Source organism: Stenotrophomonas sp. WZN-1 (genome assembly GCF_002192255.1).
Classification (GTDB): domain Bacteria; phylum Pseudomonadota; class Gammaproteobacteria; order Xanthomonadales; family Xanthomonadaceae; genus Stenotrophomonas.
The window spans coordinates 1,721,338-1,747,062 of record NZ_CP021768.1 but is presented as its reverse complement, the minus strand read 5'-3'; the positions used below and the strand labels follow the sequence as shown (position 1 = coordinate 1,747,062).

General features: G+C 66.9%; 22 protein-coding genes and 4 tRNA genes. 18 read left to right on the top strand and 8 right to left on the bottom strand.

Annotation, left to right across the window (positions count from 1 at the left end):
• Positions 1 to 14: 14 nt before the first annotated feature.
• Both folK and pcnB read right to left on the bottom strand, forming a co-directional pair.
• Positions 15 to 500 carry a 2-amino-4-hydroxy-6-hydroxymethyldihydropteridine diphosphokinase gene (gene folK, locus CCR98_RS08305; RefSeq protein ID WP_087922224.1) on the bottom strand — a complete coding sequence of 162 codons (486 nt, stop codon included), beginning with the start codon at positions 498 to 500 and terminating at the stop codon, positions 15 to 17.
• 3 nt (positions 501 to 503) lie between these two features.
• Positions 504 to 1,883: a polynucleotide adenylyltransferase PcnB gene (gene pcnB / locus CCR98_RS08300; RefSeq protein ID WP_087922223.1), complete on the bottom strand. Its 1,380-nt coding sequence runs from the start codon at positions 1,881 to 1,883 to the stop codon at positions 504 to 506.
• Between the two features lie 52 nt (positions 1,884 to 1,935).
• Between pcnB and CCR98_RS08295 the strand changes: the two genes are divergently transcribed.
• Positions 1,936 to 2,010 (top strand) — tRNA-Glu (locus CCR98_RS08295).
• A gap of 392 nt (positions 2,011 to 2,402) precedes the next feature.
• Here CCR98_RS08295 and CCR98_RS08290 read toward each other — a convergent pair.
• Entirely contained in the window at positions 2,403 to 3,827 is a 1,425-nt protein-coding gene (locus tag CCR98_RS08290) for a sugar porter family MFS transporter (RefSeq protein WP_087922222.1), read from the bottom strand.
• A gap of 180 nt (positions 3,828 to 4,007) precedes the next feature.
• On the opposite strand from CCR98_RS08290, the gene fdxA reads away from it, so the two are divergent.
• Entirely contained in the window at positions 4,008 to 4,331 is a 324-nt protein-coding gene (gene fdxA, locus CCR98_RS08285) for a ferredoxin FdxA (protein WP_005409054.1), read from the top strand.
• A gap of 166 nt (positions 4,332 to 4,497) precedes the next feature.
• On the opposite strand, the gene CCR98_RS08280 is transcribed toward fdxA, so the two are convergent.
• Positions 4,498 to 5,013, bottom strand: coding sequence for a hypothetical protein (locus CCR98_RS08280; RefSeq protein ID WP_014036785.1), 516 nt, complete (start codon positions 5,011 to 5,013; stop codon positions 4,498 to 4,500).
• Positions 5,014 to 5,045: 32 nt separating this feature from the next.
• Entirely contained in the window at positions 5,046 to 5,939 is an 894-nt protein-coding gene (gene dapA / locus CCR98_RS08275; RefSeq protein ID WP_087922221.1) for a 4-hydroxy-tetrahydrodipicolinate synthase, read from the bottom strand.
• A gap of 163 nt (positions 5,940 to 6,102) precedes the next feature.
• Here dapA and CCR98_RS08270 point away from each other — a divergent pair, with 163 nt between their 5' ends.
• From CCR98_RS08270 to CCR98_RS08225, 10 genes are all read left to right on the top strand, one after another.
• Positions 6,103 to 6,663 (top strand): glycine cleavage system protein R, encoded by a 561-nt coding sequence (locus CCR98_RS08270; protein ID WP_087922220.1) that lies wholly within the window; start codon positions 6,103 to 6,105, stop codon positions 6,661 to 6,663.
• 79 nt (positions 6,664 to 6,742) lie between these two features.
• Complete coding sequence (locus tag CCR98_RS08265) at positions 6,743 to 7,222, top strand: peroxiredoxin (RefSeq protein WP_006432429.1); 480 nt, start codon at positions 6,743 to 6,745, stop codon at positions 7,220 to 7,222.
• Between the two features lie 84 nt (positions 7,223 to 7,306).
• Positions 7,307 to 8,707, top strand: coding sequence for a PhoH family protein (locus CCR98_RS08260; RefSeq protein ID WP_014036782.1), 1,401 nt, complete (start codon positions 7,307 to 7,309; stop codon positions 8,705 to 8,707).
• Entirely contained in the window at positions 8,704 to 9,210 is a 507-nt protein-coding gene (locus tag CCR98_RS08255; protein WP_087922219.1) for a hypothetical protein, read from the top strand. Before CCR98_RS08260 ends, CCR98_RS08255 begins: the two co-directional genes overlap by 4 nt.
• 11 nt (positions 9,211 to 9,221) lie before the next feature.
• Positions 9,222 to 9,890 (top strand): YoaK family protein, encoded by a 669-nt coding sequence (locus CCR98_RS08250; RefSeq protein ID WP_049447181.1) that lies wholly within the window; start codon positions 9,222 to 9,224, stop codon positions 9,888 to 9,890.
• Between the two features lie 64 nt (positions 9,891 to 9,954).
• Positions 9,955 to 10,764 carry a bifunctional hydroxymethylpyrimidine kinase/phosphomethylpyrimidine kinase gene (thiD, locus tag CCR98_RS08245; RefSeq protein ID WP_087922218.1) on the top strand — a complete coding sequence of 270 codons (810 nt, stop codon included), beginning with the start codon at positions 9,955 to 9,957 and terminating at the stop codon, positions 10,762 to 10,764.
• Positions 10,761 to 11,687 carry an alpha/beta fold hydrolase gene (locus CCR98_RS08240; protein ID WP_087922217.1) on the top strand — a complete coding sequence of 309 codons (927 nt, stop codon included), beginning with the start codon at positions 10,761 to 10,763 and terminating at the stop codon, positions 11,685 to 11,687. Before thiD ends, CCR98_RS08240 begins: the two co-directional genes overlap by 4 nt.
• Positions 11,678 to 11,754: transfer RNA gene (locus CCR98_RS08235), tRNA-Arg, on the top strand. The genes CCR98_RS08240 and CCR98_RS08235 overlap by 10 nt, the downstream gene beginning before the upstream one ends.
• Positions 11,755 to 11,823: 69 nt before the next feature.
• Positions 11,824 to 11,900: transfer RNA gene (locus CCR98_RS08230), tRNA-Arg, on the top strand.
• A gap of 32 nt (positions 11,901 to 11,932) precedes the next feature.
• Positions 11,933 to 12,009 (top strand) — tRNA-Arg (locus CCR98_RS08225).
• 603 nt (positions 12,010 to 12,612) lie between these two features.
• Here CCR98_RS08225 and CCR98_RS08220 read toward each other — a convergent pair.
• A complete protein-coding gene (locus CCR98_RS08220) occupies positions 12,613 to 13,533 on the bottom strand; it encodes a LysR family transcriptional regulator (protein ID WP_087922216.1) in 921 nt (306 codons plus the stop codon).
• A gap of 141 nt (positions 13,534 to 13,674) precedes the next feature.
• Between CCR98_RS08220 and CCR98_RS08215 the strand changes: the two genes are divergently transcribed.
• Both CCR98_RS08215 and CCR98_RS08210 read left to right on the top strand, forming a co-directional pair.
• Positions 13,675 to 14,376: a pirin family protein gene (locus tag CCR98_RS08215; RefSeq protein ID WP_049461316.1), complete on the top strand. Its 702-nt coding sequence runs from the start codon at positions 13,675 to 13,677 to the stop codon at positions 14,374 to 14,376.
• 288 nt (positions 14,377 to 14,664) lie between these two features.
• Positions 14,665 to 15,804, top strand: a complete 1,140-nt coding sequence (locus tag CCR98_RS08210) for an MFS transporter (protein WP_087924160.1) — start codon at positions 14,665 to 14,667, stop codon at positions 15,802 to 15,804.
• Positions 15,805 to 15,885: 81 nt separating this feature from the next.
• Here the strand turns inward: CCR98_RS08210 and CCR98_RS08205 are convergent, their stop codons facing one another.
• Positions 15,886 to 17,004, bottom strand: a complete 1,119-nt coding sequence (locus tag CCR98_RS08205; protein ID WP_087922215.1) for an alpha/beta fold hydrolase — start codon at positions 17,002 to 17,004, stop codon at positions 15,886 to 15,888.
• A gap of 185 nt (positions 17,005 to 17,189) precedes the next feature.
• Between CCR98_RS08205 and CCR98_RS08200 the strand changes: the two genes are divergently transcribed.
• The 4 genes from CCR98_RS08200 (at position 17,190) to CCR98_RS08185 (ending at position 24,070) form a co-directional block, all read left to right on the top strand.
• On the top strand, positions 17,190 to 18,536 hold the full coding sequence (locus CCR98_RS08200) for a cytochrome c (protein WP_087922214.1): 1,347 nt from the start codon (positions 17,190 to 17,192) through the stop codon (positions 18,534 to 18,536).
• Positions 18,533 to 19,459, top strand: a complete 927-nt coding sequence (locus CCR98_RS08195; protein ID WP_087922213.1) for a c-type cytochrome — start codon at positions 18,533 to 18,535, stop codon at positions 19,457 to 19,459. Before CCR98_RS08200 ends, CCR98_RS08195 begins: the two co-directional genes overlap by 4 nt.
• A gap of 115 nt (positions 19,460 to 19,574) precedes the next feature.
• Positions 19,575 to 21,953, top strand: coding sequence for a TonB-dependent receptor (locus CCR98_RS08190; protein WP_087922212.1), 2,379 nt, complete (start codon positions 19,575 to 19,577; stop codon positions 21,951 to 21,953).
• 8 nt (positions 21,954 to 21,961) lie between these two features.
• Positions 21,962 to 24,070, top strand: a complete 2,109-nt coding sequence (locus CCR98_RS08185; protein ID WP_087922211.1) for a phospholipase C, phosphocholine-specific — start codon at positions 21,962 to 21,964, stop codon at positions 24,068 to 24,070.
• Positions 24,071 to 24,125: 55 nt separating this feature from the next.
• Here CCR98_RS08185 and CCR98_RS08180 read toward each other — a convergent pair whose 3' ends face one another.
• A complete protein-coding gene (locus tag CCR98_RS08180) occupies positions 24,126 to 25,721 on the bottom strand; it encodes an alkaline phosphatase D family protein (protein ID WP_087922210.1) in 1,596 nt (531 codons plus the stop codon).
• Between the last annotated feature and the right edge of the window lie 4 nt (positions 25,722 to 25,725).

Here is a 25,725-nt window from a genome sequence, read left to right as displayed (position 1 = left end):
TAACCCGGTCATTATCACCCTATCGGCGCGATCCCGCAGGTATCGACCCGCACCACTGCATCCTGCACGCGACCGTGGCCGGGAATGGCCAGATCCGGCGCGATTTCGGCCAGCGGCACCAACACGAAGGCACGCTCGTGCATACATGGGTGCGGTACCTTCAGCCCGGGCTGATCGAACTCCTGCGCGCCGTACAGCAGCAGGTCCAGGTCCAGCGCGCGCGGGCCCCAGTGCACTGCCGGATCGCGCACGCGACCGAAGCGCTGCTCCAGCGCCAGCATCGCCTGCAACAACTCATCGGCCGGCAATGTGGTTTCGACCGCAGCCACCGCATTGACGAACGGTGGCTGGTCTTCATTGCCCCAGGCCGGCGTGGCATACAGGCGCGAGGCCTGGCGCAGCCGGGTCGCAGGCAGGCCGTCGAGCGCGGCGATCGCCGCGTCGACGGTGGCGGCCGCGTCGCCGAGGTTGGCGCCGAGGCCGATCCAGGCAAGGGTCATTGCTTACTCGCCCGTTGCACCGGCCGGGGCGCCCGGACGGCGGCGGCGACGGCGGCGCTTGCGCGGTGCCCCGCTTTCATCATCGCCGTCTTCGCTGTGCATCGCATCCAGCGACGACTCCAGTTCACGACCGGATTGCGCCTGCGCTTCGCGCCAGAATTCGACATCGGCAGCGTGCTCGGACGAAGCCACCTGGCGCAGGCTGAGGAAATCGAACGCGGCGCGGAAGCGCGGATGGGTCAGGGTACGGAACACGCGCTTGCGCTGGCGCGAGCTGAAGCGCGACTGCAGCAGCCAGATTTCCTGCATCGGCAGCGAGAAGCGGCGCGGCAGCGCGATGGTGCTGAGCTGCTGCACGGTGACGCGGTCGGCGGCGCGGCGCTGCGCCTCTTCAGGTGCGACGCCCTGCTTGAGCAGGGTCGCCTGTGCACGGCAGAACGCCGGCCACAGCAGCAGCGCGAACAGGAACGCCGGCGACACCGGTTCGTCGTTGGCCACGCGCGCATCGGTGTTGGCCAGGCCCTCGACCAGCATGCGGCGCAGCGCGCCGGTGCGGTTGGCCTTCAGCGCCTTGGCGCTTTCCGGGAACAGCACGTCGAGCAGGCCGTACCGCTCAAGGCCTTCGAAGCTGGCCACGCCATGCCCGGACAGGAACAGCTTGAGCACTTCCTCGAACAGGCGCGCCGGCGCGGCTTCGTTGAGCAGGCCGGCCAGGTGCGGGATCGGCGTGGCAGTGCCCTCTTCGATCTGGAAGCCGAGCTTGGCCGCCAGGCGCACCGCACGCAGCATGCGCACCGGATCTTCGCGGTAACGCTGCTCCGGGTCGCCGATCAGCTTCATCAGGCGCGCCTGCACGTCCTCGAAGCCCCCGGTGTAGTCGCGCACCGAGAAGTCCTCAATGGCGTAGTACAGGGCGTTGCAGGTGAAGTCGCGGCGGATGGCGTCGTCTTCGATGGTGCCGTACACGTTGTCGCGCACGAGCATGCCGTTTTCCATCTCGCGGTCGCCGCTGCCGTCATCGCTGTTGGCACGGAAGGTGGCGACTTCGATGATCTCGCGGCCGAACACCACATGGGCGAGGCGGAACCGGCGGCCGATCAGGCGGCAGTTGCGGAACAACTGCTTGACCTGCTCGGGCGTGGCGTCGGTGGCCACGTCGAAATCCTTGGGTTGGCCATTGACCAGCAGATCGCGCACCGCGCCGCCGACAAGGTAGGCGCCGAAGCCGGCATCGCGCAGGCGATAAAGCACGCGCAGGGCGTTCGGGCTGATGTCCTTGCGGGAGATCGTGTGCTGGTCGCGCGGGATGACGCGCAGGCTGAACGGTGATGTAGCAGAGGAAATGATGTTGGCGCTTCCGGTTGAAGTTTCGGGATTGCCCAATGGCATCGAGGTGCATATACTAGCGCTCCTGCCTCGGCAGCGACACAGTTACGCTCCCTTCGTCTAGTGGTTAGGACGTGGCCCTCTCAAGGCTAAAACAGGGGTTCGAGTCCCCTAGGGAGCGCCAGTCGCCGCAGCAGGAACCGAAAGAGCCCGCCATTGTGCGGGCTTTTCTGTTTTCCGGGGTTTGCATTGGCATCGGTCGGCCTGGTCGCAGTAGCGCCCCCCTGTTCCTGCGTGGGAGGGGGCGGGCCACCCCCTCCAGACGATTTGCCGCGACGGCGGCACGAACAGCCTCGCTCCTCCGCAGCCAATTCAATCCCGACGCGCAGACCTGCGTCCGCCAGAACCGCAATGCCTGACGCGAAGGCGGGGCAGCTCAAGCCGGGACCGTTGGCGCCATGGATGGCGCCATCGAGCCCCCATGGATGGGTTCACGGCGTGCCCCGGCTTGGGCTGCCCGCCTTCGCCCTCGATGACGCCGAGGCGCCAACGGAATGCAACCGAAGCCAGACGACGTCAGCCTTCCATCTGCTCCAGCTCCTTGCCCTTGGTCTCGCGCACGTAGCGGACCACGAAGAAGATCGAGAGGATCGCCGCGACCGCATAGATGCCATAGGCGCCAGCCAGGCCGATGCCGGCCAGCAGCATCGGGAAGGTCACGGTGATCGCGAAGTTCGAGGTCCATTGCGCGGCCCCCGCCACGGCCAGCGCCGGGCCGCGGATCTGGTTGGGGAACATCTCGCCCAGCATCACCCACATCACCGGGCCCCAGGACATGTTGAAGAACACCACGTAGACGTTGGCCGCGACCAGCGCCAGCCGCCCCATGCCATCGGACAGCTGCAGGCGCCCGTCGACCAGGCTGCCACTGGCAAACGCCACCACCATCAGCACCAGCGCCACCGACATGCCGACCGAGCCGACCCACAGCAGCGGCTTGCGCCCGATGCGGTCGATCAGCAGTACCGTCAGCAGGCAGGCACCGATGCTCAGTGCACCGGACAACACATTGATCAGCAGCGCATCGCTTTCCGAGAAGCCCACTGCCTGCCAGAGCACCGCACCGTAGTAGAACACCACATTGATGCCGACCAGCTGCTGGAACATGGCCAGGCCGATGCCCACCCAGAGGATCGGGCGCAGCTTGCCGGTGACCTTGTCGCGCAGGTCGCCGAAACGCGGCTTGTGCTGGTCCTGGGCCAGGCTGGCCTCGATCTCAGCCTGCTTGGCCGTGGCGGCGACCTCACCGTACAGCCGCGTCAGCACCGCCCTCGCCTGCGCCTGGCGGCCCTTCAGCACCAGGAAACGCGGGCTTTCCGGGATCAGCAGCAACAGCAGCAGGAACACCCCCGACGGCAGCGCCTGCATCCAGAACATCCAGCGCCAGGCCTCATGGCCCAGCCACAAGGGCTCGGTCGAGGCGCCGGCGGCGCGGGCCAGCAGGTAATTGCTGAGGAAGGCCGCGAACAGGCCGCAGATGATCGCCATCTGCTGCACCGTGGCCAGTCGGCCGCGATAGCGCGCCGAGGCGACTTCGGCGATGTAGGCCGGCGACATCACGCTGGCCGCCCCCACCGCGAAGCCGCCCAGCACGCGGGCCGCGATGAACAGCCAGGAAGCATGGGCGGCACCGGCGCCCAGCGCCGAAACCAGGAACATCAGCGCGGACACGATCAGGACACCACGGCGCCCCAGGCGGTCGCCCAACCAACCGGCCAGGAATGCACCGATCGCGCAGCCCAGCAGCATCGAGGCGACTTCGAAGCCCAGCGCCGCCTCGCTGGAGTTGAAGGCCTGGCGCAGGCCATCAACCGTGCCGTTGATGACACCACTGTCGAAGCCGAACAGGAACCCACCAAGCGTGGCCACGCAACTGATCAGGACGATGAACGCTGTGTTTTCACCACCGTGGGAGGCGGTGCCGGACTGGGCTTGGGACATGGATGATCCTGCTGGGAAGGGAGCCCGGCCACCAGGACCGGGTGCCGCGCAGCGTCGCACAGGCCTGCCGTGCCGCCAATGGCCGCGCCTGCCAGACGCCCGTTTTCCGTCCCGCGCCGACACCGGGGGCCAACCTGTTCTAGAATTGGCGGGTTCAGGAATCGATCCACCCCCAAGCCCATGCCCTTTGTCGTCACCGAAAACTGCATCAAGTGCAAACACACCGATTGCGTGGAAGTGTGCCCCGTGGATTGCTTCCACGAAGGCCCGAACTTCCTGGTGATCGACCCGGATGAGTGCATCGACTGCACCCTCTGCGAGCCGGAGTGCCCGGTCAATGCGATCTTCCCGGAGGACGACGTTCCTGCGGGCCAGGAGGGCTTCGTTGCCCTCAACGCCGAGCTGGCGAAGGAGTGGCCGGTGCTGACCGTGCGCAAGGACCCACCCGCCGACGCCGGCGAATGGGACGGCAAGCCGGACAAGCTGAAGCTGCTGGAGCGCTGAGAAGCGCCCGCTGCGGCAACGAAAAAGGGCGCCCATGGCGCCCTTTTTCGTTTCCGGTAGCGCCGGGCCATGCCCGGCGGAACCGTGATCGCGCTATATGCTCGCCGGGCATGGCCCGGCGCTACCAGAGGGTGCGGACCAAGGCCCACACCCACCCTACCGGCCCTTACTGGGCCAGCTTCGCCTTCAGTGCGGCGATCAGCTTCACCGGCGCTTCGGCGGTGGCCGGCAGGCCACGCGGGTCGACCGCGGAGATGTAGGCGCCGGCATCGACCGCCACCACGCGGACCAGGAAGTTGCTGCCTTCGTAGGCCACGTCGTACGAGCCCAGCAGCTGTGCGCGGCTGGCGATGGTCACGCCTTCCACGCCTTCCAGTGCGGTACCGACCTTGGCGAAGGCTTCATCCTTGCCACCGGCAATGGTGAAACCTGTGTTGCCCACCGCCGGCGCTGCGGCGACCGGCGCGGCCGGCTTGGTGGCCGAGGCCAGTGTCGGCACCTTGGTGTCGGTGGTGGCGTTGGGCAGGTTCAGGTCCGGCGGCACTTCCAGCGGACGCATTTCCGGGGCCAGGGCGTAGTCGCCCTTGACGCCACGCTTGAAGCAGCCGGTGGTGCCGGCGGCGACGGCCACTGCAAGCAGGGCATAGGACAGCACGCGGACGGTGGAAACGGATTGACGCATGTGAATCTCCTGGATCAGACCAAGACGGAAGGTCAGTGGCTGGAAAGGGCTTCGAGGGCGGCGATGTCGCCGGCGAGATGGTCGGCCGCCGCATGGTGCGATGCCGACAGCGGCAGCAGCGGCAGGCGCAGGTCATGACCGATGCCGATGCGGCGCAGCAGCGCCTTGACCGGGATCGGGTTGGGTTCGACGCCACAGAAATCATGGAACGGATGCAGGCGCGCATCCCACGACCCGGTGGCTTCGTGATCGTGCGCGGCTGCCAGTTCGCACATCCGGCGGTAGGCGCCCGGCAGAACGTTGGAACCCACCGAGATCAGGCCATCGATACCGGCCTGGATCGAACGCGCCGCCGTACCGTCGTCGCCGCTGAGCACGGCGAACTGCGGGCTGCGCAGGGCCAGCAACGCCTGCACCCGGCCGGTGTCGCCCACCGCCTCCTTGATGCCGACGATGTTGGGGTGGCTGGCCAGCTCGGCGACGGTCTCCGGCTGCATATCGCAACCGGTGCGGCCGGGCACGTTGTACAGCACGACCGGCAGCCCGCCCTGGTCGGCAACTGCACGGTAGTGCGCGATCAGGCCGGCCTGGGTCGGCCGCACGTAAGGCGGGGTGACCACCAGCGCATGGCTGGCGCCGAGCGCGGCGGCACGGCGGGTCTGTTCGATGGTCTTGGCGGTGCCCGAAAGGCCGGTACCGGCCATGACCGGGATGCGGCCGCCGATGCGCTCGACCGCGCTGGCCAGCAGCAGGTCGTACTCGGCATCGGTGAGGGTCGCCGCTTCACCGGTCGAGCCGGCTACGACAACGCCATGGACGCCACCTTCCAGTTGCAGGTGCAGCAGGCGCTGCCAACCGTCGGGATCGAGGGCGCCGTCGGCCCGGAACGGGGTCGCCAGCGCGGTGATGAGGCCGGAAAGGGACAAGGACGTGCTGCTCTTGGCTGGGAAGGGAAACGCCCGCCACGAAAGGCTGGGGGCGACCTGAATGTTACTTGCGGCGCGAAAGCACGGGCAAGTATGCTGGACACCGGTGGATCCCCGCCTCTGGCGGGCATTCAGACTAACGCATGCATTACCCGGAATCGCCTTGACCGACACCACCACGCGCCCCGCGCCGAGCGAAAACCACCTCCTGATCAACGCCTATACGACGCATCCGGAGTCCCCCCTGCTGTCCGTCACCCGCCGCATCGCCGACAGCGGTTGCAACCTGGTGGACGCACGCCTGGCCACGGTCGGCCGCGATGTCTCGGTCACCGCGCTGGCCACCGGCTCCTGGGACTCGGTGGCCAAGCTCGAGGCGATGCTGACCCGGCTGGAGCGCGAAGAGGGCCTGAAGCTGGTCTGGTACCGCACCGCTGCCAAGCAGGCGCAGTCCAACCTGCTGCCGTACATCGTCGAAGTGATCGCCGCCGACAAGCCGGGCATCCTGTTCCAGCTGGCCGACTTCTTCGACCGCCAGGGCATCACCATCGAGAACCTGCAGAGCACGCGCTACCGCGCCATGCAGACCGGTGCGGAAATGTTCAGTGCACAGGTCACCATCGGCGTGCCGGCCAACATGCACATCGCCGCGCTGCGCGACGATTTCCTTGAGTTCTGCGACCACCTGAACCTGGACGCGATCATGGACCCGATGAAATTCTGATTTTTCGCGCGCCTCTCACGGGCGCGTGGCGTTTCATGCAATTGTCTTGGAAAGAACCCAGGCTCGACAGAAGGACCTCATGAACAACGGCGATACCCTGGACAGCACCACCCTCTCCCTGCCACTGGCGCTGTCCGGTGGCGACCAGGCCACCCTCGGCGACTATGCCGGCCACTGGCTGGTGCTGTACTTCTACCCCAAGGACAGCACCCCCGGCTGCACCACCGAAGGCATCGACTTCAACGCGCTGCTGCCGAAGTTCAGGAAGGCCGGCGCGGTCGTGCTGGGCGTCTCGCGCGATTCGGTGAAGTCGCACGACAATTTCTGTGCCAAGCAGGGCTTCAGCTTCCCGCTGGTCAGCGATGGCGATGAAGCGCTGTGCAGCGCCTTCGACGTGATCAAGATGAAGAACATGTACGGCAAGCAGGTACGTGGCATCGAGCGCAGCACCTTCCTGATTTCCCCCGACAGCCGCATCGTGCAGTCCTGGCGCAAGGTAAAGGTTGCCGGCCATGCCGATGCCGTTCTCGCCGAACTGAAGGCCTCCCAGTCCAAGTGAGTCCCACTGCCTACTGTGCCTGCCATCACCCTGCCCTGCAGCAGGCCGTGGTGGTTTTTCCCTGTCCGTAACCAGGAATCGACGATGACCCGAGGCAAGCGCATCTACGTGCTGGATACCAACGTGCTGATGCACGATCCCACCGCGCTGTTCAAATTCGAGGAGCACGACGTCTACCTGCCCATGCAGGTGATCGAGGAGCTGGACAACGGCAAGAAGGGCACTTCCGAGGCGAGCCGCAACGCCCGCCAGGTGAGCCGCTTCCTCAATGAGCTGGTGCAGGCCTCCGGCCTGGACAACCTGGCCGACGGCATTCCGCTGCAGCGCCCCAATGGGCTGCAGCTGCGCGGCAAGCAGAGCGCCGGCAAGCTGCGCTTCCAGACCAGCCATTTCGACGCCGGCAAGAGCTTCGGCAAGGTGATCCCGGACAACGCCATCCTCGGCGCGATCCTGGCCCTGAAGGAAGAAACCCCGGACCTGCCGGTGGTGTTCGTTTCCAAGGACATCAACCTGCGGATCAAGGCCGCCATCGCCGGCATCGTGTCCGAGGACTACGAGAACGACCGCGCGCTGGACGATTTCAGCCTGCTCTACACCGGCGCCACCGAACTGCCGGAAGACTTCTGGAAGCGCCACGGCGACGACCTGCGCAGCTGGAGCGACAAGGGCCGCACGCATTACGAAATCCTGGCGCAGGATGGCGAGGAGTGGTACCCGAACCAGTACGTCTACCTGCCCGGCGAAGATGAAGTCGAGCTGCGCGTCAGCCGCGTGGTCGGCGATGGCAAGGTGGTGCTGTCGCTGGTCGATGATTTCCGTCACGGCAGCCACGCCGTGTGGGGCATCAGCGCACGCAACCGCGAGCAGAACTTCGCCCTCAACGCACTGATGGACCCGGAGATCGACTTCGTCACGCTGCTGGGTACCGCCGGCACCGGCAAGACCCTGCTGGCACTGGCCGCCGGCCTGGCGCAGACCATGGACCAGCAGCGCTACCGCGAGATCATCATGACCCGCGCCACGGTCAGCGTCGGCGAGGACATCGGTTTCCTGCCCGGCACCGAAGAAGAGAAGATGACGCCGTGGATGGGCGCACTGACCGACAACCTGGAGGTGCTCACGCACAACCAGGAAGGCGGCACGTGGGGGCGCCAGGCCACCAACGACCTGCTCGCCAGCCGCATCAAGATCCGCTCGATGAACTTCATGCGCGGCCGCACGTTCCTGTCGCGCTACCTGATCCTGGACGAGGCACAGAACCTCACCCCGAAGCAGATGAAGACGCTGATCACCCGTGCCGGCCCCGGCACCAAGATCGTCTGCCTGGGCAACGTCGAGCAGATCGACACGCCTTACCTGACCGAGACCACCTCGGGCCTGACCTACGCGGTGGATCGCTTCAAGAACTGGCCGCATAGTGCGCACATCACCCTGCGCCGTGGCGAACGCTCGCGCCTGGCCGATTACGCTTCGGAGGTGTTGTGAACCGCTGCACCCGCCTGCTGCTGCCCACGGCTGCGATCGCGCTCGCAGCCGTTCTGGGTGCCTGCACCACCACGCGCGGCCCGGCCAGCGTGCCGACCGCCGAGCGTACCGGCCAATCCTGGGTGGTCACCCGCCCGATCATTGCCGCGCAGGTGCTCGACACTTGCTCGCGGCCCAGCCCCGGCCGCGAGGCCGGGCGGGTCAGCGGCTACTGGGCGCCCAGCCGGCAGCAGGTCGACCAGCTGGAAGCGAAACTGTCTTCGCTGGAAGCCCAGGTGCCGAAGGTGCTCGACTTTGACCGTCAGTACGTCGGCATCGAAAGCGCAGGCCAACGGCTGATCTACATCAACGCCTTCCACCTGCCCGACGACAGCGGCATCAATCCAGCCCGCGAAGCGATCCGCGTCTGCGATGGCGGCGCGCAGTTCTGGGGCGCGGTGTTCGACCCGGCCAGCAACACCTTCAGCGAGCTGCAGTTCAACGGCGGCTTAGGCGGGCCCTGAGGGGCCCGCCGATGGGAATACGCCTGCCCACCTGGGTCTGGATCGGCGCGGTCGCGCTGTCGTGCGTGGCCGGCATGGTCAATGTGGTCGGCTTCCTGGGTTTCGAACACCAGGCGGTCAGCCACATGACCGGCAGTACCAGCCAGCTCGGCATGGCACTGGCCCAGGGTGACTGGCGCGCGGTTGGCCACCTGTGGGGCCTGCTGATCGCCTTCTCGCTGGGCGCGATGCTCAGCGGCCTGCTGATCCAGGACAGCACCCTGCAGCTGGGCCGCCGCTACGGCGTGGCGCTGGCGCTGGAATCGGCATTGTTGCTGGTGGCCATTCCGCTGTTCGAGCGGCACCAGATCTGGGGCGCACTGGCCGCCGCCATGGCCTGCGGCCTGCAGAATGCAATGGCCACCACCTTCAGCGGCGCGGTGGTGCGCACCACCCACCTCAGCGGCATGTTCACCGATCTCGGCATCGGCCTGGGCCACCTGCTGCGCGGACTGCCGCTGCAGGTACGGCGGCTGACCCTCAGCGGACTGATCATCAGCGGCTTCCTCGCCGGCGGCATGATCGGCGCCTGGCTGTTCATGCGCTGGCAGTACGACGCCCTGCTCGCCCCGGCCCTGCTGACCGGCCTGACCGGGCTGGGCTATGTGCTGTACCAGCAATGGGCGCGTTGGAGGCATTGAATCAAGGACATCCACGCATGGCGTGGATCTACCTTCCCCAGCGGGACCACGGCACAATCGCTGGATGAGCCCGACCACTCCCGTATCCGCCCTCACCATCGCCGGCTCCGACTCCGGCGGCGGCGCAGGCATCCAGGCCGACCTGAAGGCCTTTGCAGCGCATCGCGTGCACGGTCTCTCCGCGATCGCCGCGCTGACCGCACAGAACACCCGAGGCGTCATCGCCGTGCATGTGCCGCCGATCGATTTCCTGCGCGCACAACTGGACGCCTGCTTCGACGACTTCGACATCCACGCGGTGAAGCTCGGCATGCTGGCCAACGCCGAGGTGATCAACACCGTCGCCGACGCACTGGAGCGCCATCGCCCGCCGCACGTGGTGCTGGACCCGGTGATGGTCGCCACCAGCGGCGCACGCCTGCTGGAAGACAGCGCCCTGCAGGCGATGCGCGAGCGCCTGATCCCGCTGGCCACGCTGATCACCCCGAACACGCCGGAAGCAGAGCTGCTGGTCGGACGAAAGATCGGCAACGGCGATGACGCGGAGCGCGCCGCTTCCGCCCTGCTCGACCTGGGCGCCGGTGCGGTGCTGCTGAAAGGTGGCCATCTGCAGGAAGGCAACCGCGTGATCGACCGCTACTTCGACGGCGTCAGCAGCGAAGAATTCATCCACGCCCGCCTGCCACTGGATGCACATGGCACCGGCTGCACGCTGGCCTCGGCCATCGCCGCGCAGCTGTGCAACGGCCTGAGCCTGGCCAACGCCTGCGAAGCCGGCATCGACTACGTTGCACGCGGCCTGCAGCAGGGCTATGCCCCCGGCCGCAGCGAGGTGCTGGTGCTGGATCACTTCGGCGCGGCACCGCACGCATGAGCCTCGCACCGGATGTCATTGCCGTGCAGTGCACTGATGGCCATCGCTATGAAGTGATTGCCTGCGTGCCCGCAAGGCCCATCGCGCGCCTGCTGTGGTTGCCGGCGCTGGGCGTGGCCGCGCGCCACTACCTGCCGCTTGCGCAGGCGCTGGCGGCGAAGGGCGTGGCGGTGTACCTGCATGAGTGGCGCGGCAACGGCAGCAGCTCGCTGCGCCCGTCGCGCACGCAGGACTGGGGCTATCGCGAAGTACTGGAGCAGGATCTACCTACCAGCCAGGCGGTGCTTGTCGCGGCGGATGATGAGGCCGGCGCCCTGCCCTGGATCATCGGTGGCCACAGCCTCGGCGGCCAGCTGGCCTGCGTGCATGCCGGCCGCAATCCGCAGCGCTTCAATCGCTTGTGGTTGGCGGCCAGCGGCTCACCGTTCTGGCGCGGCTTCCCGCCACCGCGCGGCTGGCTGCTGCCGCTGGTCTACCGCTTCCTGCCGTGGATCGCGCACCGCCAGGGCGTGCTGCATGGTCGGCGCCTCGGCTTCGGTGGCACCGAAGCGCACGGACTGATCGCCGACTGGGCACGCGTCGGCCTGAACAACCACTATGCCGCGGCCGGCATGGACGAAGATCTTGATGCGCAGATGGCGCGCGTGCATGGCAGCGCGCAGGCGGTGCTGATGGAGCACGACTGGTTGGCACCGACCGGATCGATGCAGACGTTGCTGGCGAAGCTGCCGAATGTGGACGCGCAGCTGCGCGTGCTGTCCGCGCAGGAACTGGGCACGCGCGCCGATCATTTCGCCTGGCTGAAGGCCCCGGACGCCGTGGCTGACAGCTTTTTCATTCAGTTGGATGAAAATTTTCACAAAACTGTTGACGGTGCGCGCCGACATCCGCATAATTCCGCTCCTGTCGCAGGGCGCCCGTAGCTCAGTTGGATAGAGTACCTGGCTACGAACCAGGCGGTCGGGAGTTCGAATCTCTCCGGGCGCACCACTCGACAGGTTTCCAGCATCCGCCGCTGGAAATGCAGTAAAATTAAGTAGTAAGTTGATTGTGTACCGCGCGCCCGTAGCTCAGTTGGATAGAGTACCTGGCTACGAACCAGGCGGTCGGGAGTTCGAATCTCTCCGGGCGCACCATACACAGTCAGCACAACAAGTTTATGTAATTGGCGCCCGTAGCTCAGTTGGATAGAGTACCTGGCTACGAACCAGGCGGTCGGGAGTTCGAATCTCTCCGGGCGCACCATTACACCGAAACAGCAGGCCCCGGCCTGCTGTTTTTTTATGTGTGTTTTTCGGCAGGGCTGCGCCCTGCACCCGCCGAAGCAACGGCCGGAGCAATAGCAACAGCACGCATTCCGTGGGGTGGCGGGGCGGTGTCGGAGTGCGGGGACGCCGTGAACCCGTCCATGGGGGCTTGGCCGCGGCATCCATGCCGCGGACACCCCGCACTCCGACACCGCCCCACCTCTGACAGATTTCCGCGATCTGATGGATCCACGCCATGCGTGGATGAATCTTCATCGGAATCGAATATTTCGAATCGAGATCGAAAAGCATCCACGCATGGCGTGAATCTACTGTGTCGACCAAGGTCGACACCTACCAACAGCGGTCCATGCCGTTCCGACAGATCGCGGAAATCTGTCGAAGGCGGGGTGGGTCCGGTTGCGGGGGCGTGAGCCGCATGGATGCGGCGACCGAGCTTACATGGACGTACTTGCAGCGTCCCCCGCAACCGGACCCACCCCGCCATCCCTCAGGAAACCAGCTTCTGCTGTTGCTGTTGCTGTTGCTGTTGCTGTTGCTCCAGCTCGTAGCGGGCGCAGGGCGCAGCCCTGCCGTACCCCTACCCCCTGGCCATTGCCTGCCACCACTGCGACAGCAGCTCCGGCCTGCGCAGGCGCTCGCGCCACCAGCGCAGTGCGGCACCATCCTCACCGGTGCGCCAAGCCAGCCAGAAGGTCTCTTCCGGCTTGTGTTCCTCCACCTCGCGGATCACCAGCTGGCCACGCGCCACCGCCGCGCGCGCGCACGGCTCGGGCAGGAAACCGAAGCCCACGCCTTCGCATTGCAGCTTCAGCTTGCTGGCCATGTCCGGCACGGTCAGCATCTCCTGCCCCATCAACAGGCCCACCGTGCGCGGCAGCAGCCGCCGCGCCGAATCGGAAACGGCGATCGCGCAGTGCTCGACCAGCTGCTCGCGACCGAGCACGCCCGGCACGCTGGCCAACGGATGATCCGGCGCGACCGCGAACACGAACTCCACCGTGCCCAGCGGTTCGACCACGTAACCACCGCCACTGGGCCCCTCGCCCGGTGCACCGACCAGCAGGTCGGCGCGGCGGTCCAGCAGGGCCTCCCAGGTGCCGGACAGGGCCTCGCCGATCAGCCGCAGCCGGGTCGGCGCCTCCGCCTCACGAAACGCGGCGATGTCCGGACCCAGCAGCCAGGTCGGAAATACCGAGTCCACCGCCAGCGTCAGCTCGGTCTCCCAGCCCGACGCCACCCGGCGCACCCGCAGCTCCAGCTCGCGCGCCGCGCGCAGCAGATGCCGCCCCTCGTCCAGCAGGGCGCGGCCGGCCTCGGTCGGTTCGGCACGCGGGCCGACCCGGTCGAACAGCTGGACGCCGAGGTCCTCCTCCAGCTTGGCCACGGTGTAGGAAATGGTCGAGGGCACCTTGTGCAGGGCCTTGCCGGCGCCGGCGAACGAGCCGCGGCGGTCGATGGCGTCCAGGATCTGCAGGGCATCGAGGCTGAGCTTGAGCATTCGAATTTTTCGATGATGGCTGTCAAAACTATCCGTTTTTCAAATCCCCGGCGCAAGCGGATACTTCTCTCCAACGGGGGAAACATGGCTACTACCGCCCCACCCCGCCCCATCGAAACCATCGAACAAGGAGATTCCATCATGCTGCAGATCCGCAAGAGCGCTACCCGTGGCCTGGCCGAGCATGGCTGGCTGTCCTCGCGCCATACCTTCTCCTTCGCCAACTACTACGACCCCCGCTACGTCAGCTTCGGCCCGCTGCGGGTGATCAACGAGGACAAGGTGATCGGCGGCCAGGGCTTCGGCACCCACAGCCACAGCAACATGGAGATCGTTTCCTATGTGCTGGGCGGCGCGCTGGAGCACAAGGACTCGATGGGCACCGGCTCGGTGCTGCGCTACGGCGACGTGCAGCGCATGAGCGCCGGCAGCGGTGTCAGCCACAGCGAGTTCAACCACTCGGCCGACGAAACCGTGCACTTCCTGCAGATCTGGATCTTCCCGGACACCGAGAACATCACGCCGTCCTACGAGGAGACCCACTTTGCTCCGGAAACCAAGCGCGGCCAGCTGCGCCTGATCGCCTCGCCGGACGGTGCCGACGGTTCGCTGCGCATCCACCAGGATGCCCGCATCTTCGCCACCATCCTCGATGGTGGCCAGAAGCTGCACCACGCGCTCGGCAATGGCCGTGGCGCCTATGTGCAGGTGGCCCGCGGCCAGCTGCAGGTCAATGGCATCACCCTGGAAGCCGGTGATGCGCTGCAGGTCAGCGACGAGGCGCAGCTGACCCTGGAAAACGGCAACGACGCCGAAGTGCTGGTGTTCGACCTGCCGCTGTAACCGTAGCGCCCGCGATGCCATGACGCACCGCGGGCGATTCTGTACAGAACATCACCGGAGGTACTGGCTAGCGGCGCCTTCCAGATCACCACAGTCGTGCTCATGTACAGGCCTGCGACAGCGGCCGGCGGAATGCCGACCGTGCACCCACTGTCCGTGCGTGGCGTTAATCGCTGGTGACGCAATCGGGTCACTGCAATCGTATGCGTCACCCAATGTCACGCAAGGCACTTGCCGACCCAGCCTGAAATCGTTTTCATGGGTGTTCCTTGGAGCTTCGCATCGCGCATGACGCCTTCATCCCCACGTGCCCAGCAGCACGCCACCCGTGCCGCCTTCTTCATTCCCGGATTCGCCACTGCCGCGTGGGCGCCGATGGTGCCCTATGCCAAGGCCAAGGCCGGGCTGACCGATGCCAGCCTTGGCGCGGTGCTGCTGTGCCTTGGGCTGGGTTCGTTGCTGGCGATGCCTTTGGCCGGCGCGCTGACCGGCCGGCTGGGCTGCCGCCGGGTGATGGTGATCACCTGCGCGATGGTGCTGTGTGCCCTGCCCTTGCTGGTGCTGGCGCCCTCACCCGTGGCACTGGGTGCGGCGCTTTTCATATTCGGTGCAGGCGTCGGCGCGCTGGACTGCGCGATGAACATGCAGGCCGTAGCGATCGAGCGTGATGCCGGGCGCGCGATGATGTCCGGGTTCCACGCTTTCTACAGCATCGGTGGTTTCGTCGGTGCCGGTTGCATGACCGGCCTGCTGATCCTCGGCACACCACTCTGGCTGGCCGCGCTGGTGTCGGTGGCGGCACTGCTGCTGGTCGCGGTGCTGTCGGCACCGCACTGGCGCCCGCAACGGATCCTGCATGAAGGGCCACTGCTGGCGCTGCCGCATGGCGTGGTGCTGTTCATCGGCGTGCTGGCCTTCGTAGTGTTCCTCGCCGAGGGCTCGATGCTGGACTGGAGCGCGGTGTTCCTGGCCGACGTACGCCAGGTGCCGCGCGACCAGGCCGGCGCCGGCTTTGCGTTGTTCACCCTGGCGATGACCGCGATGCGCCTGTTCGGCGACGGCATCGTCGAGCGCCTCGGCCGGACCCGCACCCTGGTCATCGGCGGCATCACCGCGGCAGCTGGCTTCACCTTGGCCACGCTGGTGCCCTCGTTCCCGGTGGCGTTGGCCGGCTATGTATTGGTCGGGCTGGGCTGCGCCAACATCGTGCCGGCGCTGTTCTCGATGGCGGGCCAGCAGCGGGTGATGCCGGAGAGCATCGCCATCACTGCGGTCACCACGCTGGGCTACGCCGGCATCCTCGCCGGCCCGGCAGCGATCGGCGCACTGGCACACGCCACCAGCCTCGGCTTCGCCTTCCTGTGCGTGGCCGCGTTGCTGCTCGGCGTCGCCGCATCCGCGCGATCACTGGCACGCCGCCTGCCCTGACAGAAAAAGGGGACGGAGGGGATTAAGTCGTTTCCCGCACACCTGGGCTGGAAACGACTTAATCCCCTCCGTCCCCTTTTCTCAGCTGCGCGTCAGCCACTCGGCCTGCGCCGGCAGCTGCGGTGCCGGGCAAGCGCTCTGCGGATGGTGCTCGTCGCGCGCCATCCAGTCATCGACCACCCCGGCCAGCAGGTCAAGCCGCAACGGCAGGGTGATGTGATCCTCGCCGCGCATTTCGATGTAGTGCGCGCGCGGGTTGGCCAACGCCAGTTCGCGACCCTGGCTGACCGGAATGTGCTGGTCGCCCTGCCCGTGCAGCAGCAGTACGCAGGCGCGGGTATCGGCCAGCGCGCGCGCCACGTCCACGCGGTCCAGATCGACGTCGATGCGGCGGCTGGCGGCGGCGATCACCTGGTTGATGTCCTGGCCGCCATAGCGCCAGCGTGCAAACGAGGCCACCGCCTGCGCCTTCAGGCCTTCCGGCTGCAGCCCCATCAGGTGCGGGATCATGGTGCGGATTGCCACGCCGGCATTGGCGAACGATTCCATCGCCACCACGCCTTCCACCTGGTCGCCCAGCTTGTCGGCGGTGAACACCGCCGTGGCCGCGCCGTAGGACACACCGAACAGGTACAGCGGCCCGGTCACTTCGCCACGTGCACGCAGCTCACCGATCACATCGACCACGTCATCGGATTCATAGGTGCCATATCCGGACGGACCGGCGCCGGACTGGCCATGGTTGCGCAGGTCGAGGGTGATCACGCGATAACCGGATTCGGCCAGCTGCAGCGACCACGGCAGCATCGAATCACCGTTCATCATCCAGCCGTGCAGCACCACCACGGTGCCGCGCGGTGCCTGCGCACGGAACGGTTGTGGTACTGCCAGGCTCAGGCCGGTATCCAGCGGCAGACCGTTCTCGTGGTGCTGCGGCAGGTAGTGGTAACGCGCGCCGTAATCGCCGGGATCGAACACACGCCAGAAGATAGGCACGCCATCGCGGCCCGGCGCGAAGCCATGGCGGTTGGGCAGCTCGGCGATGGCTGCAGCAATGCGCGGGCGATCGAGCAGGGTCGACACGCCACCTGGCGCAATCAGCCGATCAGCGAGCGAGGTGGATGCGGCATTGATCGAGGAGGAGCATGCAGCCAGCCACAGGCCGGCGCACGCCAGCAACAACAGCAGCAGGCGCTTCATATCACGTCATAGGGGCGAATCAGACAGATCGAGACGTTAACGCCCCAATAGACCGGCCATCTATCGCGCCTGGATGACGGCTTGATGACAAGGCGGGAACGATTCAGTTTGGTGTACAAGCTGTATCCGTTCAGTCATTGATCCGGATCAATGAACCCGCGCGCGGGAGTGCCCACAGTGCCGTCATGCGCACCTCGTTCAAGCTCGCCATTGCCCTGGCCGCCACGGTGGCCGTCGCCTATGGCATCGCCCGCACCACGCCCTACTGGTTTGCCCCACGACAGGTGGCGAAGGTCGACATCCACGACGCGGCACTGATCGCGCGGGGGCAGTACCTGTCGCGCGCCGCCGACTGCGCGGCCTGCCACACCGCGCCGGGCGGCAAGCCGTTCGCCGGTGGCCTGGGCATGCAGACGCCGATGGGCACGATCTACTCGACCAACATCACGCCGGATCCGGACACCGGCATTGGTGCCTACGACTACGCCGACTTCGAGCGCGCGGTGCGCCGCGGCTTCCGCCACGATGGCCAGCCGCTGTATCCGGCGATGCCGTATGCCTCGTACGTGATCGCCAGCGATGCCGAGATCAAGGCGCTGTATGCCTATTTCATGGGTTCGGTGCAGCCGGTGAAGCAGGACAACGCCGACAGCACGATTCCGTGGCCGGCCAACATGCGCTGGCCTTTGGCCTGGTGGCAGCTGCTGTTCGCACGACCACGCAGCTTCAGCCCCGATCCGTCGCTGGATGCCGGCCAGCAGCGTGGCGCCGAACTGGTGGAGGGCCTGGCCCACTGCGGTGCCTGCCACACGCCACGTGGCCTGGCATTCCAGGAAAAGGCGATGGCCGATGATGGCAGCCGCCAGTTCCTGTCCGGCTCGGTGCTCGAAGGCTGGTACGCGAAGAACCTGCGCAACGAGTCGACCGGCCTGGCCAGCTGGAGCGAGGGCGAGATCGTCGACTTCCTGCGCACCGGACGCACCGATCGCTCGGCAGCCTTCGGCGGCATGGCCGACGTAGTCGAGCACAGCACGCAGTACCTGTCCGACGCTGACCTGCTGGCGATGGCGCGCTATCTGAAGCAGCTGCCGGCGCGTGAGGGCCGCAGCGCACAGTGGTCACCCGGTACCGACACCACCACCGCCGCACTGCGCAGCGGCGACTACCGCGTGGCCGGCTCGCTGGCCTATGCAGAGCACTGCCAGGCCTGCCACCGTGCTGATGGCCGTGGCATGCCCCGCGTCTATCCGGCCCTGGCCGGCAACTCGATCGTGTTCGCCGATGATCCCAGTTCGCTGGTACAGGTGACCCTGATCGGCGGACGCACGCCGCATACCCCGCACGACCGCATGGCGTTCACCATGCCTGGCTTCGAGCAGCTGCCGAATGCGCAGCTGGCACAGATCCTGACCTTCATCCGCAGCAGCTGGGGCAACCAGGCCAGCGCAGTGAGCGAGGTCGACGTGGCGCGCATGCGCCGGGTGGTGCGTGACAAGCCGGTGCACTACGTTCCGCAGGAGGCCGCACCATGAAACGTTCGCGCAGACGCTCCCGCCTGCTGGTCGGCAGCGTGGTCACCCTCGTGCTGCTGGCCGGCGCCGGCACCCTCGCCTATCGCCATCTGTACCCGGACCTGGATGCCGCCGTAGCCAGCACGATCGATATCCTCGATGCGCAGGGCAAAGTGGTCGGCCACTACCACGCACCCAGCGCCGAAGAGATCGCCGGGCTGGGCAATGCCGAATCGGTGATGCTCGGCCGGCGCATCCTCAACGAGACCGCGCGCCTGCTGCCGGACAACGTCGGCAACGATCTGAACTGCAATTCGTGCCACATGGCCGAGGGCAAGCGGCCGTTCGGCAACCACTACTTCAACACGGGTGGCGGCGCCTATCCGCGCTACATGCCGCGCCCAGGCAAGGTGATCGGGCTGACCGAGCGTATCAATGGTTGCCTGCAGCGTTCGATGAACGGCAAGCCGCTGCCGAAGGACGCGCCGCAGATGCGCGCGATGCTCGATTACATGGCGTGGCTGAGCAGTCCCGTGCCAGGCGGTGCAAAGGTGGCCGCCCCCAGCGAGGGGCCGATCGACAGCACGCTGACCCCGGACCCGATCCGCGGCCAGGCGCTGTACGCCGTGCAGTGCGCCGCCTGTCATGGCGACAACGGCGAAGGCCGGCGCGACGCCAGCGGTGACATCGCCTTCCCGCCGCTGTGGGGCGACCACAGCTTCAACATCGGCGCTGGCATGGCGCGCCTGTACAAGGCGGCCGGCTTCATCAAGCACAACATGCCGCCGGCGGTGACCCGCGAACCGCCGCTGGGGCAGCAGGTGATGCCCGACCAGGATGCAGTGGACATCGCCGGCTATTTCATCAACCAGCCGCGGCCGGACTTCGCCAACAAGAGCAAGGACTGGCCGCGCGATCCGAAACCCAAGGACGCACGGTACTGAAGCAAGCGGCGGGTGCCGGCCGTCGCACAACACGATTCCTGCATCGTCACGTCATGCCGATGTCATTGGCGTTGCCGACACTCCGGGGCTTCCCTCCTCTGAAGGTCCGGTCTCGATGCGAACGTCTGCGCGCTTTCCCCGTGTCCCGCTGCTTGCCCTGCTGATCGCCCCCGCACTGGACGCCCTGGCCGAAGCACCGCAGGGCGACGCGGCCGAAGCGCGCAGCAGCGATGCGCGAACCCTCGACCAGGTGCAGGTGATCGGCCAGGCTACCAGCTACGCCAAGACCTCGGTGCGTGCGGAAACGCTGAACCGGCAGACCGTGATGAGCAGCGTCAACGACGCGCTCAACGAAGTGCCCGGCGTGGTGGTCAGCGAAGCCGACGCCACCGGCTCGTCGGTGTGGGGCACGCAGATCAGCATGCGTGGCTTCGTCACCAACCGTGATACCCAGCAGATCGGCACCACCATCGACGGCCTGCCCAACGGAGGCTCCGGCTACGGCGGTGGTTCGCTGGCCAACCGCTACATCGACACCCTCGATCTGGAAACGGTGGAAGTCAGCCAGGGCACCGCCGACATCTCCTCGCGCTCGAACGAAGCGCTGGGTGGCACGCTCAACTTCCTCACCAGCGATCCGCTGCAGGACAGCCGCCTGCGCTTCGTGGTGGGTGCCGGTGACAACGAAGCACGCAAGTACTACGTGCGCTACGACACCGGCCTGCTCGGCGGCCATACCCGCGCCTGGGTGAGTGCCTCGTCGGCGCGCATGCATGACTGGATCGATGGCAGCGGCAAGACCAGCAACGACCACATCGCCGGCAAGTTCATCACCGAGCTGGACCGTTGGACGCTGACCGGCTACCTGTCCTACAACGATGCCGACGAGCCCGAGTACACCAGCGTCTCGCCGAAGGGCTTCGCCACCAATCCGGACCGCGACAACCTGGTCGGCACTCTCACCGGCATCCCCTACCTGGACCAGAACTACCGTTCCGGTTCGCGTGCGCTGCGCGAGAACACCTTCGGCTACCTGCGCGCGGCCTTCGACGGCGGCAACGGCTTCAAGGCCTCGGTGGCGGCCTACGGGCACCGCATGCAAGGTCGTGGCGACTGGCTGCCACCGTACCTGGCACAGGTCAGCGATGAGGGTGCCGGCCGCCCCGAGTCGGAGTACATCGGTGGAAAGACCGTGTATGGCGGCAGCAACCGCGGCCAGATCTTCTTCGTCAATCCCGATGGCAGCGCCGCGCAGCGCCTGGCCAGCTGCACGCCGCGGCTGGGCTTCACTGCCGAATACGATCCGAACTGCTATGCCGGCAACGTGCTGGGCGCGCAGTCGTATCGCCACACCCACTACGACAATGACCGCATGGGCGTGACCGCCGACGTCGAGTGGCGCCAGACCTTCGGTGCGGTCGACAACACGATCCGCGGCGGCCTGTGGGTGGAGAAGCTGGACCGCTCGGCGCGCCGCGACTGGCACCGCCTGCTCAACGTCGGCCAGGACATCGCCTTCGACCACCAGCCCTACTGGGTGCAGTTCGAGGACAAGTACAAGGTCGACGAGCAGATGTACTACGTCGAGGACGTGGCCCGCTTCGGCCCGTTCAGTGCACGCCTGGGCGTGAAGCAGTTCTTCGTGGACCAGTCGCGCCGCCGCGTGATCGGTGCCAGCGAGCACGTCACATCCGATTCCAAGTCCGATCCGCTGCTGTCCACCGGCTTCACCTGGGCGCCCGGCGTGGAAGGCATGGAGCTGTTCGCTGGCTTCTCGCAGAACTTCGCCGCCATCCCCTCCGGCGTGCTCGGCGAGACCGACCCGCAGCGCTTCCGCAACGTCGAGCCGGAGACCGCCGACAACATCGAAGTGGGCATGCGCATCAGCCGCTGGCCGCTGACCGCCTCGGTCACCCTGTACAACATCAAGTTCGACAACCGCATCGTCTACCTGCCGGCCGGTTTCGTCAGCGGCATCGACTATCTCGGCGAGACCGACGGCGTCTACGAGAACTTCGGCGGCGTGGAAAGCAACGGCCTGGAGGCGGCGTTCGGCTATGGCTGGGACAATGGCTGGCGCCTCAACGCCGCCTATACCTACAACCGCTCCAAGTACCTGGGCAGTGGCGATGCCGCACGTGATACCCAGTTGGGCATCGTCGACGGCGCCAAGGTGATCGGCCAGCCCGAACAGACCCTGGTGCTGTCGGCGGACTGGCAGGGTGAGAACTGGAACTTCGGCCTGTCCGGTCGCTACCTGGGCACGCGCTACCTCGATGCCGCCAACGTCAACAAGCTGCCTTCGGCCACCGTGTTCAACGCCAACATCGGCTTCGACCTGCAGGGCCTGTCGCCGCGCCTGAAGGGCATGGGCGCCAACCTGGTGGTGAGCAATCTGACAGACAAGCGGTATCTTGCAGGGGTGGACGGCCGCGACAACGCCTTCATCGGCGCACCGCGCACCGTCGGCATCTCCTTCCGTGTGGACCTGTGAGTGAGCCCGTGACCGATATCGGCCGACGCCGGTTGTTGCAGGCCGGCGTTGCCGCCGGCCTTTCCCCGCTGCTGCCCAGCATCGCCCGGGCTGCAGCGATCGCTCCCGCCGCGCAGACGCGCAGCCTCGAAGACCTGCAGCACATCGTGGTGTTCATGCAGGAGAACCGCTCGTTCGACCACTACTTCGGCACGCTGCCGGGCGTGCGTGGTTTCGGCGATCGCTTCGTCGCTCCGGCGCCGGCACTGCAGGCCGGCGGCCGCGCGCGCAGCCTGTGGCTGCAACCCGATGCCAGCGGCCAGCGCGCGATCGCGCCATTCCCGCTGGATACCGCCGCGCACTTCGGCTACATGCGGGTGGAGGGCACACCGCACACCTGGCCGGATGCACAACGGGCCTGGGACCACGGACGCATGGGGCAATGGCCGACGGCCAAGCAGAACCACTCGATGGGCTACTTCCAGCGCAGCGACCTGCCGTTCCAGTTCGCCCTGGCCGATGCCTTCACCATCTGCGACGCCTACCACTGCGCGATGCAGGCCGGAACCAACCCGAACCGGGTCTTCCTGTGGACCGGTCACAATGATGCACACGCGCGTGCTGGCGGCCCGGTGATCGCCAACTCGCACGATAACTTCCCCGAGCACGGCGGGCATCCGGCGTCGTATCGCTGGACCAGCTATGTCGAACGCCTGCAGAAGGCAGGCGTTTCCTGGCAGATCTACCAGGACATGGCCGACAACTTCACCGACAACCCGCTGGCCGGTTTCGAGGCGTTCCGCCAGGCTTACCGCACTGCGCCAGGGCATGACCCGCAGCTGCGTGCACGCGGCGTCAGCACTCGTGGACTGGCGCAGCTGCGCCAGGACGTGATCGATGGGCGTCTGCCACAGGTCAGCTTCATCATCGCCGACGCAGCCGGGAGCGAGCATCCCGGCCCCTCCAGCCCGGCCCAGGGCGCGGCCTATACCGCGCGCGTGCTGGATGCGCTGACTGCCGATCCAGAGGTGTGGAGCCGCACCGCCCTGCTGCTGATGTTCGACGAGAACGACGGCTTCTTCGACCACATGCCGCCACCGGCACCGCCTTCGCCGGTGGACGGCGGCTGGGCGGGTGCGTCTTCGGTCAGTACCGAGGGCGAGTACCACCGCCATCCGGCAACGGGTGACGAAAAGTACGACGCGGCCGACCTGCGCGGCCGCCCGTATGGGCTGGGCCCACGCGTGCCGCTGTACGTGATTTCGCCCTGGAGCCGCGGTGGCTGGGTCGATTCGCAGGTGTACGACCACACCTCGGTCATACGGCTGATCGAACGCCGCTTTGGCGTGGCTGCACCGGACATCTCGCCCTGGCGCCGCGCGGTCTGCGGAGACCTGAGCAATGCCTTCGACTTCGCCCAGCGCGATACCCGTCCGTTCGTACGCGGCCTGCCCGACGTGAGCGCGGTGGCCGCACGTGCCGCCGCCCTGCCGGGACGCACGGTGCCGGCGTTGCCTGACGGACTGAAGCCGGCGAAACAGGAAAGCGGCGTACGCCCGGCGCGTGCCCTGCCCTACCGGCCGCAGGCATCGATTGCTGCGGTCGACGGCTCGGGCGTGGATCTGGCGCTGTCCTGCGAAGGTGCGGCGGCGGTGCTGCATATCTACGACCGGCTGAGGCTGGATGCGGTGCCACGCCGCTATACGCTGGTGCCGGGCATGCCACTGCGGGAGCGCTGGCGGCTGGATGCACACGGTCGTTACGACCTGTGGCTGCTGGGCCCGAACGGCTTCCACCGCCATTTCCAGGGGGCGGCAAAGGCGCCCGCCGTACAGGCGGCGATCGAGCCTGCCGACGGTCAGCTGCGGCTGCACCTGCGCAATATGGGTGACATCACGCAGCAATTGCGCGTGCATGCCGGTGCCTATGCCGGGCACATGCCCGAGCAGACGCTGGCACTGCCCGCACATGCAGAGACTTCGTTGGCGTGGGATGCAACGCCTACCGCCGGCTGGTATGACCTGCGCGTCAGCGCAGGTGAGAGTGTGCTGCGCCTGGCGGGGCGCGCCGAGGATGGTCGCGCCGGCACCAGTGACCCTGCGATGGGCAGCGAACCACTGCGGTTCGAGCACGATTGAGCCCTCCGCCGTTGTAGAGTCGAGCCGTGCTCGACTCTACAAGCCGGTGGCCCGATCAGGCCTCCTGCAACCCCGGCCGGCCGTGCTCCACCGCGTAGCGCTTCCAGCTCTGCAGCGCGCCACTCGGCTGCATCACGGTATCCAGCGTCTTCATGTCGCCGATCCATGCATCACGTGTGACATCGCACAGCACATAGCCGCGCTTGTCGATGGTCGCCTTCAGGTGCGGGCTGTGCCGCAGCTGATTCTGCGCATACACGTCCACGCCCTGGCCATCGGCTCCCGAAGTGATCGAAGTGGCAAGGAACTCGCTGGAGACCACGCCCGAATCGCGATGATCCTGCACCAGGTCGCTGGCGTAATGCCGGTGCGCGTCGCCACACGCCGTCACCACGTTGCCGAAGCCGACTTTCTGGATGTGGTCGAGCAGGCGCCGACGGCTGTCCAGATAGCCCGACCACTGGTCGTCGGACGACTGCACTACCCCGCCCTTCTCGCGCATGTAGTTGCCCAGTGCCACCTGGTGGGCAATGGTGTGCCAACGCGGCGCGGCATCGGCCAGGCCGTCGAACAGCCAGCGCTCCTGCTTCGCACCCACAATGCTGCGCTCCGGTGATTCCACCTCCTCACGCAGCGCCATGTTCACCTGCTTGCTGCGGTACTGGCGTGTGTCGAGCAGGTGCAGGTCCATCAGCGCGCCGTAGCGTGCGCGCCGGTACAGCTGCATGTGGCCATCCCGCGGAAATGCCGAGCGACGCAGCGGCATGTTCTCGTAGTAGGCCTGGAAGGCCTGTGCGCGGCGCAGCAGGAACACCTCGCCGGGGGTATCGTCCTGGTCTTCGGCACCTGCCCAGTTGTTGTCCACTTCATGGTCATCGAAAGTGACGAACCACGGTGCAGACGCATGTGCGGCCTGCAGGTCGGCATCGCTCCTGTACTGGGCGTAGCGGCGGCGGTAGTCGTCCAGCGTGTAGGTCTGCGGCCCGACATGATTGCGCAGGTTGGTGAACGGCTGGCCGTTCATCTTCCGCAGGCCCGGCTGGCTTTCGCCTTCGTAGATGTAATCGCCGTAGTGGAAGACGAAATCCAGCGGTTCCTCGGCGATGCGCCGCCACGCGGTGTAGTGGCCTTCTTCGTAGTGCTGGCAACCGGCCACCGCAAAGCGCACGCGATCCACTGCGGCAGTGGCTGCGGGCAGCGTGCGGGTGCAACCGACCGCACTGGCGTGACCGCCTATGGTGAAGCGGTACCAGTAGGGCCGGCCCGGTGCCAATCCTTCCAGCTCCACGTGCACGGCGTGGCCGAGTTCGGGATGCGCCATTGCCGAGCCCTGGCGTACCACCCTGCGCATGCCCTCGTCCGCGGCCAGCTGCCACTCGACCACCATCGGCCGTGTCGGCATGCCACCGCCGAACTCCAGTGGCTCGGTCGCCAAGCGCGTCCACAACACCATGCCATCGGCCGAAGGATCACCCGAGGCCACGCCCAGGGCGAACGGCGTGCTGGCGAACCGCGGCGAGGCCAGCAGGTTGCGCGGGTTCAGCGCGGTGGCATCGGTCTGTGCGTCCAGCGCGTGCGCCGTGCCCATCCAGGCGCCGGCGGCGGACAGGCCGGCCAGGGCCAGGAATCGCCTGCGATTGATCGTATCCACGGCT

Coding starts and splice junctions, on each gene's coding strand:
- CCR98_RS08220 (WP_087922216.1), bottom strand. CDS start 13,533: ATGCTCAAGCTCAGCCTCGATGCCCTGCAGATCCTGGACGCCATCGAC.
- fdxA (WP_005409054.1), top strand. CDS start 4,008: ATGCCCTTTGTCGTCACCGAAAACTGCATCAAGTGCAAACACACCGAT.
- CCR98_RS08205 (WP_087922215.1), bottom strand. CDS start 17,004: ATGAAGCGCCTGCTGCTGTTGTTGCTGGCGTGCGCCGGCCTGTGGCTG.
- CCR98_RS08260 (WP_014036782.1), top strand. CDS start 7,307: ATGACCCGAGGCAAGCGCATCTACGTGCTGGATACCAACGTGCTGATG.
- CCR98_RS08200 (WP_087922214.1), top strand. CDS start 17,190: ATGCGCACCTCGTTCAAGCTCGCCATTGCCCTGGCCGCCACGGTGGCC.
- CCR98_RS08215 (WP_049461316.1), top strand. CDS start 13,675: ATGCTGCAGATCCGCAAGAGCGCTACCCGTGGCCTGGCCGAGCATGGC.
- folK (WP_087922224.1), bottom strand. CDS start 500: ATGACCCTTGCCTGGATCGGCCTCGGCGCCAACCTCGGCGACGCGGCC.
- CCR98_RS08210 (WP_087924160.1), top strand. CDS start 14,665: ATGACGCCTTCATCCCCACGTGCCCAGCAGCACGCCACCCGTGCCGCC.
- CCR98_RS08250 (WP_049447181.1), top strand. CDS start 9,222: ATGGGAATACGCCTGCCCACCTGGGTCTGGATCGGCGCGGTCGCGCTG.
- CCR98_RS08265 (WP_006432429.1), top strand. CDS start 6,743: ATGAACAACGGCGATACCCTGGACAGCACCACCCTCTCCCTGCCACTG.
- thiD (WP_087922218.1), top strand. CDS start 9,955: ATGAGCCCGACCACTCCCGTATCCGCCCTCACCATCGCCGGCTCCGAC.
- CCR98_RS08190 (WP_087922212.1), top strand. CDS start 19,575: ATGCGAACGTCTGCGCGCTTTCCCCGTGTCCCGCTGCTTGCCCTGCTG.
- CCR98_RS08240 (WP_087922217.1), top strand. CDS start 10,761: ATGAGCCTCGCACCGGATGTCATTGCCGTGCAGTGCACTGATGGCCAT.
- CCR98_RS08280 (WP_014036785.1), bottom strand. CDS start 5,013: ATGCGTCAATCCGTTTCCACCGTCCGCGTGCTGTCCTATGCCCTGCTT.
- CCR98_RS08195 (WP_087922213.1), top strand. CDS start 18,533: ATGAAACGTTCGCGCAGACGCTCCCGCCTGCTGGTCGGCAGCGTGGTC.
- CCR98_RS08290 (WP_087922222.1), bottom strand. CDS start 3,827: ATGTCCCAAGCCCAGTCCGGCACCGCCTCCCACGGTGGTGAAAACACA.